This window comes from Streptomyces sp. NPDC049837 (genome assembly GCF_040674455.1).
Classification (GTDB): Bacteria; Actinomycetota; Actinomycetes; order Streptomycetales; family Streptomycetaceae; genus Streptomyces.
In genome coordinates, this window is sequence record NZ_JBFAMP010000001.1 from 846,076 (window position 1) to 858,567 (window position 12,492).

At 72.9% G+C, this 12,492-nt stretch carries 10 protein-coding genes and 1 pseudogene; 9 read left to right on the forward strand and 2 right to left on the reverse strand.

Annotated elements, in window-relative coordinates; translation table 11 throughout:
- Positions 1-438: 438 nt before the first annotated feature.
- The 9 genes and pseudogenes from AB0J57_RS03800 to AB0J57_RS03840 all read left to right on the forward strand — a co-directional run.
- Positions 439-1,143, forward strand: a pseudogene (locus AB0J57_RS03800) (SDR family oxidoreductase); the annotation flags it as partial.
- Between the two features lie 11 nt (positions 1,144-1,154).
- Positions 1,155-2,639 (forward strand): rhamnulokinase family protein, encoded by a 1,485-nt coding sequence (locus AB0J57_RS03805; protein WP_366126286.1) that lies wholly within the window; start codon positions 1,155-1,157, stop codon positions 2,637-2,639.
- An 18-nt stretch (positions 2,640-2,657) separates the two neighbouring features.
- Entirely contained in the window at positions 2,658-3,368 is a 711-nt protein-coding gene (locus tag AB0J57_RS03810) for a (Fe-S)-binding protein (protein WP_366126287.1), read from the forward strand.
- Complete coding sequence (locus AB0J57_RS03815; RefSeq protein ID WP_366126288.1) at positions 3,365-4,783, forward strand: lactate utilization protein B; 1,419 nt, start codon at positions 3,365-3,367, stop codon at positions 4,781-4,783. The genes AB0J57_RS03810 and AB0J57_RS03815 overlap by 4 nt, the downstream gene beginning before the upstream one ends.
- A 56-nt stretch (positions 4,784-4,839) precedes the next feature.
- Positions 4,840-5,493, forward strand: a complete 654-nt coding sequence (locus AB0J57_RS03820) for an LUD domain-containing protein (protein WP_366126470.1) — start codon at positions 4,840-4,842, stop codon at positions 5,491-5,493.
- Positions 5,494-5,890: 397 nt separating this feature from the next.
- Positions 5,891-7,324, forward strand: a complete 1,434-nt coding sequence (locus tag AB0J57_RS03825; RefSeq protein ID WP_366126289.1) for a family 2B encapsulin nanocompartment shell protein — start codon at positions 5,891-5,893, stop codon at positions 7,322-7,324.
- Positions 7,314-7,478, forward strand: coding sequence for a hypothetical protein (locus AB0J57_RS03830; protein WP_366126290.1), 165 nt, complete (start codon positions 7,314-7,316; stop codon positions 7,476-7,478). The genes AB0J57_RS03825 and AB0J57_RS03830 overlap by 11 nt, the downstream gene beginning before the upstream one ends.
- A 121-nt stretch (positions 7,479-7,599) precedes the next feature.
- Positions 7,600-8,454: a geranyl diphosphate 2-C-methyltransferase gene (locus AB0J57_RS03835; protein WP_366126472.1), complete on the forward strand. Its 855-nt coding sequence runs from the start codon at positions 7,600-7,602 to the stop codon at positions 8,452-8,454.
- Positions 8,455-8,551: 97 nt separating this feature from the next.
- Positions 8,552-9,256, forward strand: coding sequence for a pyridoxamine 5'-phosphate oxidase family protein (locus AB0J57_RS03840; protein WP_366126291.1), 705 nt, complete (start codon positions 8,552-8,554; stop codon positions 9,254-9,256).
- Positions 9,257-9,272: 16 nt separating this feature from the next.
- On the opposite strand, the gene AB0J57_RS03845 is transcribed toward AB0J57_RS03840, so the two are convergent.
- Entirely contained in the window at positions 9,273-11,675 is a 2,403-nt protein-coding gene (locus AB0J57_RS03845; RefSeq protein WP_366126292.1) for a glycosyl hydrolase family 65 protein, read from the reverse strand.
- Positions 11,672-12,427 carry an HAD-IA family hydrolase gene (locus AB0J57_RS03850; RefSeq protein ID WP_366126473.1) on the reverse strand — a complete coding sequence of 252 codons (756 nt, stop codon included), beginning with the start codon at positions 12,425-12,427 and terminating at the stop codon, positions 11,672-11,674. Before AB0J57_RS03850 ends, AB0J57_RS03845 begins: the two co-directional genes overlap by 4 nt.
- Positions 12,428-12,492: the final 65 nt, after the last annotated feature.

Sequence of the window (12,492 nt, forward strand, 5' to 3'; positions counted from 1 at the left end):
TTAATACGATTCAATCCTGCCGGGGCCCCAAGGACCACCCGAGGAGAGTCATGTCCCCGCACCGAGCCCGGGCCGCCGCCAAGGCCGTCCTGAAGGCCCAGGCGATCGAGACACCGTCCTGGGCGTACGGCAACTCCGGTACCCGCTTCAAGGTGTTCGCCCAGGCGGGCGTGCCGCGCACCCCGTGGGAGAAGCTGGACGACGCTGCCCGCGTGCACGAGTTCACCGGCGTCGCGCCCACCGTCGCCCTGCGCATCCCGTGGGACCGCGTCGACGACTACGGCGAGCTGGCCTCGTACGCGAAGGGGCGCGGCCTCACGCTCGGCGCCGTCAACTCCAACGTCTTCCAGGACGACGACTACAAGCTGGGCAGCGTGTGCCACCCGGACCCGGCCGTCCGCCGGAAGGCGCTGCGGCACCTGCTGGAGTGCGTCGACGTGCGTGGTGGTCGCCGACCTGAACGGCGAGAGCGCGGCGGCGGTCGCCGAGGAGCTGGGCGGCGCGGACCGGGCGGTCGCGGTGACCGTCGACGTGACGGACGAGGGGCGGATCGCGGAGGCGTTCCGGGCGGCGGTCCTGTCCTTCGGCGGGGTGGACCTGGTGGTCAACAACGCGGGGATCTCCATTTCGAAGCCGCTGTTGGAGACGACCGCCGAGGACTGGGACCTTCAGCACGACATCATGGCCCGTGGTTCGTTCCTGGTGTCGCGGGAGGCTGCCCGGGTGATGACCACGCAAGGCATGGGCGGCGACATCGTCTGCATCGCGTCGAAGAACGCCGTGTTCGCGGGGCCCGACAACATCGCGTACGCGGCGGCCAAGGCCGGCCAGGCGCACCAGGTGCGTTTGCTCGCCGCCGAGCTGGGCGAGCACGGCATCCGCGTCAACGGTGTCAACCCGGACGGGGCGGTGCGCGGCTCGGGGATCTTCGCGGGCGGGTGGGGGGCGCGGCGGGCGGCGGTGTACGGGGTGCCGGAGGAGAAGCTCGGCGAGTTCTACGCGCGGCGGACGCTGCTGAAGCGGGAGGTGCTGCCCGAGCACGTCGCCAACGCGCTCTTCGTGCTGACGGGCGGGGAGCTGTCGCACACGACGGGCCTGCACATCCCGGTGGACGCGGGCGTCGCGGCCGCGTTCCTGCGGTAGAGGGGCACCCCATGGCCGAGCGTTCGTTCGCCGCCGTGGACCTCGGCGCCACCAGCGGCCGGGTGATGCTCGGCCGGGTCGGGCCCGGGAGCCTCACGTTCACCGAAGCGCACCGGTTCGCCAACGATCCGGTTCCGCTGCCCGACGGGCTGCGCTGGGACGTCCTGGCCCTCTTCCAGGGCGTGCTGGACGGGCTGCGGGAGGTGGCCCGCGCGGCCGGTCCGCCGGCGAGCGTCGGCGTCGACAGCTGGGCGGTGGACTACGGGCTGCTCGACGCCGACGGGGCGCTGCTGGGGCACCCGTACCACTACCGGGACGCCCGCACCGACGGCGTACCGGAGCGGGTGTGGGAGAAGGTGGGGCCCGCCGAGCTGTACGGGATCACGGGGCTCCAGCACCTGCCGTTCAACACCGTGTACCAGCTCGCTTCGGCGGCGGGCACCGCCCAACTGGCCGCCGCTCGCACCCTGTTGCTGATGCCGGACCTGTTCGTGCACTGGCTGACCGGCTCGGTCGGGGCGGAGGAGACGAACGCCTCGACGACCGGGTTGTTCGACGCCCGTACCGGCACCTGGTCGCGGGAGCTGCTCGACCGGCTCGGCATCGACCCCGGCCTGCTGCCCCCGCTGCGTTCCCCCGGCGCCCCGGCCGGGACCCTGCTGCCGCACGTCGCCGCGTACACGGGCCTGCCGCCCGCCACCCCGGTGGTCACCGTCGCCTCGCACGACACGGCGTCGGCGGTCGCGGCGGTGCCAACCACCGAGCCCGGGTTCGGGTACGTGTCGTGCGGCACCTGGTCGCTGGCCGGTGTGGAACTGGACGCCCCGGTGCTCGGCGAGGCGTCCCGCGTGGCCGGGTTCACCAACGAGCGCGGGCTGGACGGCACAATCCGGTACCTGCGCAACATCATGGGCCTGTGGCTCCTGGAGGAGTGCCGCCGCGCCTGGGCCGCCCAGGGCCTGCGCACCGGCCTGGCGGGCCTGCTCGCCGACGCGGCCCGGGCCCGCCCGTTCGCCTCCCTCGTCGCCGCCGACGCCCCGGAGTTCCTGGCGCCCGGGGACATGCCGGCCCGGATACGCGACTTCTGCGTCCGTACGGGGCAGCCGGCGCCCGACAGTCCGGGCGCCTGCGTCCGCTGCGTCCTGGAGAGCCTGGCGCTCGCCCACCGCCAGGCCCTGCGCCGGGCGGCCGGGCTGTCCGGCCGCGACCTCACCCGGGTCCATCTGGTCGGCGGCGGGTCCCGCAGCGCCCTGCTGTGCCAACTGACCGCCGACGCGACCGGGCTGCCGGTGACGGCGGGCCCGGCCGAGGCCACCGCGCTGGGCAATATCCTCGTCCAGGCGAGGGCCGCCGGCCTGGCCGGCCCCGACCTCGCCGGCCTGCGCCGCCTGGTCGCGTCGACGCAGCCGCTGCGCCACTACGTGCCGCGTCACGAGGACGCCACGGCGTGGGACGCGGCGGCCGCCCGGCTCGGCCTCGGCCCGGGCCGGACGTGAACGAAGGAAGGAGCCGCGATGCGCGTCGCGCTGTTCGTCACCTGCGTCAACGACGCGGTGTATCCCGCGACCGGGATCGCCACGGTGAGACTCCTCGAACGCCTCGGCGTGGAGGTGGATTTCCCGGCGGCCCAGACGTGCTGCGGCCAGCCCCAGTTCAACACCGGGTACCGGCGCGAGGCCGAGACGCTGGTGCGCCGCACGGCACGGGCCTTCGAGGGGTACGAGTACGTCGTCACCCCGTCGGGTTCGTGCGCGGCGATGGTGCGGGACCACTACGCGGGGTTCGGCGAGCCGGGGCTCGGGCCCCGGACGTACGAGCTGACGGAGTTCCTGGTCGACGTGGTGGGCGTGACGGACGTGGGGGCGTACTACCCGCACCGGGTGACGTACCACCCGTCCTGTCACGGGCTGCGGCTGCTGGGGCTCGGCGACCGGCCGCGCCAACTGCTGGCGGCTGTCAAGGGGCTGGAGCTGGTGGAGCTGCCCGGCGCGGAGGAGTGCTGCGGTTTCGGCGGGACGTTCGCGGTGAAGAACCCGGCGGTGTCGGTGGCGATGGGACGGGACAAGGTCCGCAACGCGGCCGGGACGGGCGCCGACGTACTGTGCGGGGCGGACAACTCCTGCCTGATGCACATCGGCGGGATCCTGCGGCGGGAGGGTGAGCGGATGCGACCGGTGCACATCGCCGAGATCCTGGCCAGTACGGAAGAGGAGCCGCCGCGGTGAGTGGAACGTACCTGGGCATGCCGGCCTTCCCGGAGGCGGCGGCCGGCGCCGTACAGGACCAGACCCTGCGGGCCAATCTGCGGCACGCCACGCACACGATCCGCGACAAGCGCGCCCGGGCGGTCGCGGAGCTGGACGACTGGGCGCTGCTGCGGGAGGCGGGCAAGCGGATCAAGGACCGTACGCTGCGCCACCTGGACACCCACCTCGTGGAGTTGGAGGAGGCCGTCGCGGCGGCCGGGGGCACGGTCCACTGGGCGGCGGACGCGGCCGAGGCCAACCGGATCGTGACGGACCTGGTGAAGGCGACCGGTGAGCGGGAGGTGGTGAAGGTCAAGTCGATGGCGACGCAGGAGATCGGGCTGAACGAGGCCCTGGAGGCGGAGGGCATCGCCGCGTACGAAACAGATCTCGCCGAGCTGATCGTGCAGTTGGGCGAGGACCGGCCTTCCCACATCCTGGTTCCGGCGATCCACCGCAACCGCGGCGAGATCCGGGACATCTTCCGCGACCGGATGGCCGGCTGGGGCCGCCCGGCGCCCGAGGACCTGACCGACACACCGGCCGACCTGGCCGAGGCGGCCCGGCTGCATCTGCGGGAGAAGTTCCTGCGCGCGAAGGTGGGGATCTCGGGGGCGAACTTCATGGTCGCCGAGACGGGCACGCTGGTCGTGGTCGAGTCCGAGGGCAACGGGCGGATGTGCCTGACCCTGCCGGAGACCCTGATCTCGGTCGTCGGGATCGAGAAGGTGGTGCCGACGTGGCGGGATCTGGAGGTGTTCCTCCAGACGCTGCCGCGGTCGTCGACGGCCGAGCGGATGAACCCGTACACCAGCACGTGGACGGGGACGACGGACGCCGACGGCCCGAGCGCCTTCCACCTGGTCCTGCTGGACAACGGCCGTACCGCCACGCTCGCCGACGAGGTCGGCCGCCAGGCGCTGCGCTGCATCCGCTGCTCGGCGTGCCTCAACGTCTGCCCGGTGTACGAGCGGGCCGGCGGGCACGCGTACGGTTCGGTCTACCCGGGCCCGATCGGGGCGATCCTCACCCCGCAACTGCGCGGCACGGCCAGCGACATCGACGCCTCGCTGCCGTACGCGTCGTCGCTGTGCGGGGCGTGCTACGAGGTGTGCCCGGTCGCCATCGACATCCCCGAGGTCCTCGTCCACCTCCGTGGGAAGGTCGCCGAGCGGGGCGGGAGGGGCCACCGGCTGGAGCGGGCGGCGGTCAGGGCGGCCACCTGGCTGCTGGACCACCCCGCCGCCCTCGCGGCCGGTGAGCGCGTGGCGGCCGCCACCCGGAAGGCGCACCCGGCCAGGCCGCCGGGCGCCGGGGCGTGGACCGACGGCCGTGACCTGCCCGAGCTGCCGGAACGGTCGTTCCGCGACTGGTGGAGGAAGAACCGCCCATGAGCGAACCGCACATGAGCGAACCGCCCATGACCGAACCGCCCATGAGCGAACCGCACATGACCACGACACCAGCGCGGGGCTCCCGCGACCGGATCCTCGCCCGTATCCGCGCGGCGAACGCCGGCGCGCCGGACGCTCCCGGGCCGGCCCGTGACTACCGCCCGAGCCACTCCCCCGACGACCCGGCCGCCCTGCTGGACCTGCTGCACCACAACCTCGCCGACTACCGGGCCCACGTACACCGCGCGGCCGAGGGCGAACTGCCGTCGCTGATCGCCCGGTTGCTCGCCGAGCGCGGGGCGGCATCGGTCGCCGTGCCGCCCGGCCTGCCCGCGGCCTGGCTGGCCGGCACCGGCGCCGAACTGCGCCACGACACAACGGGGCGCCCGCTGACGGCGTACGAACTCGACGCCACCGATGCCGTCGTCACCACGTGCGCCCTGGCGATCGCCGAAACCGGCACGATCGTGCTGGACGCGACGGAGGGCCAGGGGCGCCGCGCCCTGACCCTCGTACCCGATCTGCACATCTGTGTCGTGCGCGCGCCGGACCAGGTCGTCGCCTCGCTGCCGCACGCGCTGCCACGGCTGGACCCGGCGCGTCCGCTGACCTGGATCTCGGGGCCGTCTGCCACCAGCGACATCGAACTGGACCGGGTGGAGGGGGTGCACGGTCCCCGCACGCTCGACGTGGTGCTGGTCACCGCGTAGCCGAGGGTGCGCCAGGCGGGCACCTCGCGGCCGTCCTCGCCGCAGGGCGGCCGCCGGGCGCCGTGGGCCGCCGGGGCGACTCCTCCGTGGCCGCCGTTTCCCTTTCCCGGCGGTCTGGACACCGGTCGCGGCGGCGGGGGCGCGGGCGACGCGGGGCGTGCGTCCGTATGCACCGCGACTGAACGTTTCACCGTTCACGTGTGGGTGACCGGGGACCGACCTGCGGCGGGGAACGTGTCACCGTGCGGTGCGGCGCGACACGCGCACGTGTACGCCAATCCCCCATCACTATGCGTTACGCATATTCACTACGCGTGATGGCGCCTGGAGCGGGGCCTCGTCCGTCCGAGACCGCACGTCCGCCAGGTGGATCACCATACGAAAGGGAAAGCAGCCCATGGCAGTCCAGACCCGTCCGGCCCCCGCCGAGCCGCAGATCCAGACCCAGGAGCAGATCCAGCTCAGCCTCAGCACGCGGGCCGCGCGGAACCTCGCGACGACCACCAAGTCCCAGCCCCAGATGCAGGAGATCAGCTCGCGCTGGCTGCTGCGGAAGCTGCCGTGGGTCCATGTGCCCGGCGGCACCTACCGGGTCAACCGACGGCTGTCCTACGCCGTCGGCGACGGCCGGGTGACCTTCGTACAGACCGGCTCCAAGGTGCAGGTCGTGCCGGCCGAGCTGTGCGAACTGCCGCTGCTGCGCGGGTTCGCCGACCCCACCGCGCTGGCGGCGCTGGCCGACAAGTTCGTCCAGAAGGAGTTCGAGCCCGGCCAGGTCCTCGCCGAGCGCGGCAAGAAGGCGGACCAGGTCTTCCTGATCGCGCACGGCAAGGTCGAGAAGCTCGGCAAGGCCAAGTACGACGACGCCGACACCCGGCTGGGCATGCTCGCCGACGGCGACTCGTTCGGCGGCCGGATGCTGGCGGGCGACAACGGCGCCAAGTGGGAGTTCTCCGTCCGCGCCACCACGAAGACCACGGTGCTGGTGCTCACGCAGGCCGCGTACAAGCAGGTGGCCGGCCAGTACGAGACGCTGCGCGAGCACGTCCAGTCGCTCGCCTCCAACGGGCACAAGCCGACGAACAAGTACGGCGAGGCCGAGATCAACTTCCTCTCCGGACACGACGGCGAGCCGGACCTGCCCACCACCTTCGTCGACTACGAACTCGAACCGCGCGAGTACGAGTTGAGCGTCGCGCAGACGATCCTGAAGGTGCACAGCCGGGTCGCCGACCTCTACAACAAGCCGATGAACCAGACCGAGCAGCAGCTCAGGCTCACCATCCAGGCGCTGCGCGAGCGCCAGGAGCACGAGCTGGTCAACAACCCCGACTTCGGGCTGCTGAACAACACGGACTACAACCAGCGCATCCAGGCCCACTCCGGCGCACCCACCCCGGACGACCTCGACGACCTGATCAGCATGCGGCGCAACACGCAGTACCTGTTCGCGCACCCGCGCACGATCGCCGCGTTCGGCAAGGAGTGCAACAAGCGGGGCCTGTACATGGGCAGCGTGGACGTCAGCGGCCACCAGATCCCCGCCTGGCGCGGCATCCCGATCCTCCCGTGCGGCAAGATCCCGATCACCGAGCACCACACGTCGTCGATCATCGCGATGCGTACCGGCGAGGACAACGAGGGCGTCATCGGCCTGTTCCAGACCGGCCTGCCCGACGAGTACGAGCCCGGTCTCAACGTCCGCTTCATGGGCATCGACGAGAAGGCGATCATCTCGTACCTGGTCAGCACCTACTACTCGGCCGCGATCCTGGTCCCGGACGCGATCGGCATCCTCGAGAACGTCGAGGTTCGTTCGCGTGCCGAATAGCCGGCTCGCCACGCACCACCGCACGGCCGCGCCGCCGGCCGTCCATGAGCTCGCGGGTCCGGTGGGCGTCCTGCTCGCCGGGCCTGCGGGACCCGCGCAGCCGCCCGCCCCGGCGGCCTCCCCGCTCGCCACGGGGCCGACGGGGCCGTGCTGATCGCGGCCGGGGAGGAGTGCTCGGGGCGCGCGGGCGGCGCCCGCGACGACGACGCGAGCGCCGCCCGGCCCCGCACCCCTCCCTCCCCCCACACATCGCAAGGAGCCACCCCCGTATGACCATGACCACCTCCTCCGACGAGGTGCTGCGCACCGACTTCCAGAGGTCCGTCGCCGCGTACTGGAACACCAACCAGCAGGACCCCGTCAACCTGCGGCTGGGTGAGGTCGACGGTCTCTACCACCACCACTACGGGCTCGGCGAGTACGACCCGGCCGTCCTCCAGGGCCCCGAGGACACCCGCCAGGAGCGGATCACGAGGGAGCTGCACCGGCTGGAGACCGCGCAGGCGGAGGTGCTGCTGGACCACCTGGGGCCCGTCACCGCCGAGGACCGGCTGCTCGACGCCGGCTCGGGGCGCGGCGGCACCAGCTTCATGGCCAACCAGCGCTTCGGCTGCTACGTCGACGGGGTGTCGATCTCGGAGTACCAGGTCGGGTTCGCCAACACCCAGGCCGAGGAGCGCGGCGTCTCGGACCGCGTGAAGTTCCACTTCCGCAACATGCTGGACACCCGTCTGGAGACCGGCTCCCGCCGGGCCGCCTGGACCAACGAGACGACCATGTACGTGGACCTCTTCGAGCTGTACGCCGAGATGTCCCGCGTACTGCGGCACGGGGGGCGCTACGTCTGCGTCACCGGCTGTTACAACGACCTCACCGGTGGTCGTTCCAAGGCCGTCAGCCGCATCGACGAGCACTACACCTGCAACATCCACCCGCGCAGCGAGTACTTCAAGGCCATGGCGGCCAACGGCCTGGTGCCGATCAACGTCGTCGACCTGACTGCCCGGACGATCCCGTACTGGGAGCTGCGCGCCAAGTCCGCCCTGGCCACGGGCATCGAGGAGCCCTTCCTCACCGCCTACAAGGAGGGCAGCTTCCACTACCTGCTGATCGCGGCGGACCGGGCCTGACGGGGCGGGGAGGCTCCCACGGGTGTGGGAGCGCGCCGAGGCGTACCGTGGGCTGGTAGGCAGCCTGCCGCCCGCGTGCTTGGAAGGGGTGCCTCCCATGCCCGACAAATCGCTGTTGCAGGGACGAGCCGCAGGTGCGCACGCCCACGGCTCCTGCCGGGGGGACATCGGCCGGCGTGTGGCCGCGCGCCGGGAGCAGCTCGGTCTGAGCCGCGAGGAGGTGGCCGTGCGGGCCGGGTCGGCGCCCGGGTACATCCAGTACCTGGAGGAGCAGCCCGCCACGCCCGGGATCGGCTTCCTGCTGCGGCTGGCGGACGCGCTGGAGACCAGCGTGGTGGAGCTCACCGGCGGTACCGCGGACCTGCCGCCCGGCACCGGCCACTCCCCGCTCCACCCGGAGCTGGTGGACCTCGGCCTCGACGAGTGCCGCTCGCTGCTCGGCACACACGGGGTGGGGCACGTGGCCGTGACGACGCGCGAGGGCCCCGCCATCCTGCCGGTGAACTACCTGGTCGACGAGGGCGAGGTCGCCTTCCGGGTGGCACCGGACGCGCTGCCGCCCCTGTCGGAGGGCGGCCGGATGGCGTTCGAGGTGGACCACATGGACGACGCGCTGGGACGGGGCTGGAGCGTTCTGGTCGTCGGCACCCCGCACACCGTCACCGATCCCGAGGCCGTGCACAGGCTGGACGACCAGGCGTACGGCACGCCGTGGGCCGAGGGCGAGCAGGTGTGCTGGGTGGCCGTCACGCCCGACCGGGTCAGCGGCCGGCGGATCAACGTGCCGTACACGCACGCGTGACTCCCCCGCGTGGGGTTCACGGGGGCAGCGGCAGCACGCAGACCTCACCCGGCTCGACCGTGACGGTGACACCGTCGGCCAGCTCGATGCCGATCGGCTCGCTGCCGGAGCCCGGCACGGCGATGTGCAGGTGGCCCGGCGTCATGCGCAACCGTACGCCCCAGTGGCCCCGGTAGCGGAGGGTGAAGTCGTACTCGGACAGCTCGGGCAGCGGTACCGGATCGAGCCGCAGCATGCCACCGCGCGTCTCCAGGCCGGTCAGGCCGCGCTGTACGAGGTCGAGGGTGCCCGCCATCGCGCCCAGGTGGATGCCCTCGCCGGTGGTGCCGCCCTGGACGTCGGCGATGTCCCCTTCGAGGGCCTCCTGGCAGAACCGCCACGCCTCCGAGCGCCGCACCCGGGCCAGCACCCAGCCGTGCACCAGGCCGCTCAGTGTCGAGCCGTGGCTGGTGCGGTGCAGGTAGTAGTCCACGGTCCGGTGCCAGGTGGCGTCGTCCAGGGAGTAGCCGAGGCGGCTCATCAGCGCCGCCAGCTCGGCGGGCGAGAAGAGGTAGCCGAGCATCAGCACGTCGGCCTGCTTGGACGCCTGGTAGCGGTTGACGGAGTCGCCCTCGGCCTCCAGGATCCGGTCGAGCCGGCGGATGTCTCCGAAGCGGGCGCGCCACCCTTCCCAGTCGAGTTCGGCCAGGTCGCCGAAGCCCTCGAACTGGCTGATGACGCCCTTGTGGAACGGCACGTGCAGCCCGCGTGAGACGTCCTCCCACAGCTCCAGCTCGCTGTGGTCCAGCTCCGTGCGCTCGACGAGCTCGCGCCGGCGCGGTTCGGGCAGGTCGCGCAGCAGCTCCAGGGTGCGGGCGAGCACCCAGGCGGCGGTGACGTTGGTGTACGCGTTGTCGTCGAGCCCCGGGGTGACGGCGTCCGGGTAGGCGTCGTGGTACTCGTCGGGGCCGAGGACGCCCCGGATGCGGTAGCGGGCCAGGTCGCGGTCCCAGGTGGCGCGGCAGGCCCAGAAGCGGGCGATCTGGAGCAGCATCTCCGCGCCCTTGGTGTGCAGGAACTCGGTGTCGCCGCTCGCCTCGCAGTACTTCCACACGTTGTACGCGATGGCCGAGCCGACGTGGTGCTGGAGGTGGGAGTGGTCGGGCAGCCAGCGTCCCGAGCGCGGGTTGAGGTGGAGCCGCTGGGTCTCCTCGCGGCCGTCGCTGCCGCTCTGCCAGGGGTACATCGCGCCGATGCAGCCCGCGTCGCGGGCGGTGAAGCGGGCGCGTTCCAGCCGCCGGTGGCGGTAGGTGAGCAGCGCCCGGGACACCTCGGGGAAGTGCAGGTTCAGATAGGGCAGGACGAAGAGTTCGTCCCAGAAGATGTGTCCGCGGTAGGACTCGCCGTGCAGGCCCCGGGCCGGGACGCCGACGTCGAGGTCGGCGGTGTGCGGGGAGAGGGTCTGGAGGACGTGGAACAGGTGCAGGCGCAGGATGCGGCCCGCCTGTTCCGGCACCTCCAGCGCGGCCCGCCGCCAGAGCTGCCGCCAGGCGGTGCGGTGGGAGACCAGCAGGGCGTCGAAGCCGGGGGCGCGGCGCACCCGGTCGACGGCGGCGTGCAGGGGGTCGCTGATCGCCGCGTCGCGGGAGGTGTGCAGGGCGACGGTCTTGTCGACGACGACGGGGCTGCCCGGCCGGACCGCGAACCGGAAGCACTGGGTGACGCGGCACTCGCCGTGGTGGACCGTGAGTTCGGTGTCCTCGGCGCCGGTGGCGGTCGTGCGGGCGGCCATGCCGATCCGGATGTCGGAGGTGCTCGTGCGGCAGCGCAGCCACACGGTGTCGGCGGCGGCGTCGCCGGTGTGCACGTGGGTGAGGTGGCGGGAGGCGAGCTGCCGGTAGCGGGCGACCCCGCCGTTGGTGACGTCGCCGTCGAGGCCGGCCTCGACGTCCAGGGTCCCCGCCCAGTTCTCGGCCGTGAACTCGGTGCGCAGCGCGGCGAGGTGCGGGTCGCCCATGTGCACGACCCGGGTCTGCCGCACGGCCAGCCGCCGGCCGTCGTCGTCCTCGTAGCGGATCAGGCGCTCCAGGGTGCCGGCGCGCAGGTCGAGGGTCTGGCGGTGGTCGATGAGCTCCTCGCTGTCGGGTCCGAGCCATGCGGCGGGCGTCTCGGCGTCCGTGTCGTCGATGCGGTAGCGCAGCGGCAGCCAGTTGGGAAGGTTGACCATGTCCTCGTTCTCGACGGTGCGGCCCGCCACGTCGGAGGTGAGCCGGTTGTAGCAGCCCGCCACGTACGTACCCGGGTAGTGGACGCCGTCGGCGGCGCACTCGGTGGCGGCACCACGGGTGGCGAAGTAGCCGTTGCCGAGGGTGCACAGGGACTCGCGGAGGCTCTCCTTGGCGGGCGTGTAGCCCTCCCACTCCCAGGTCCAGTCCGTCACGACGGCACTCCTTCACAGGGAGCGTCGAGCAGCTCCGCCAGGTCGTGTACGACGATGTCGGCGCCCGCGCGGTGCAGCGCGCCGCCCGCCCCGGGGACTCCCGTGCGGTTCACGCCGACGACCAGCCCGAAGCCGCCGCGCCGGCCCGCTTCGGCGCCGGCCAGGGCGTCCTCGACGACCGCGCAGTCGGCGGGCGGGGCGGCGAGTCTCCGGGCGGCCTCCAGGAAGAGGGCGGGGTCGGGCTTGCCGGGCAGCCCGAGGCGGGCCGCCTCGACGCCGTCGACCAGCGCGTCGAAGAGGTCCAGGACCCGCGCGGCGGCGAGGACCTCGCGGGCGTGGCGGGAGGCGGAGGCGGCGGCGAGCGGGGTGCGGGCGCGCCGGAGGGCGTGCAGCAGCCGCACGGCGTCGGGGAAGGCGTCGACGCCCCGCTCCCGGAGCCGTTCGGTGAACAGCCGTTCCTTCTCGGCGGCGACCGCCTCGACGGTGGCGGGTGAGGGGCGCAGCCCCCGCGAGGCGAGGAAGGCGGCCGCTCCGTCGAGGCGGGGCTTTCCGTCGACGTACCGGAGGTAGTCCTCGGTGGCGTCGAACGGCCGGCGCTGCGCCGGGTCCTCCGGCGGGTGGGCGCGCAGCCGGGCGTCGAAGGCCGCCTTCCAGGCCATGGCGTGCGCCCGGGCCGAGTCGGTGAGCACGCCGTCGGTGTCGAACACGACGGCACGCACCGCCCGCAGCCGGTCGGCGGCCTGTGCGGTCATGGGCGGGTCCTTCCGGGTCGTCCTCATGACCCCTCCTGACTCCTCGCGGGTTCCCGGCTACGGCC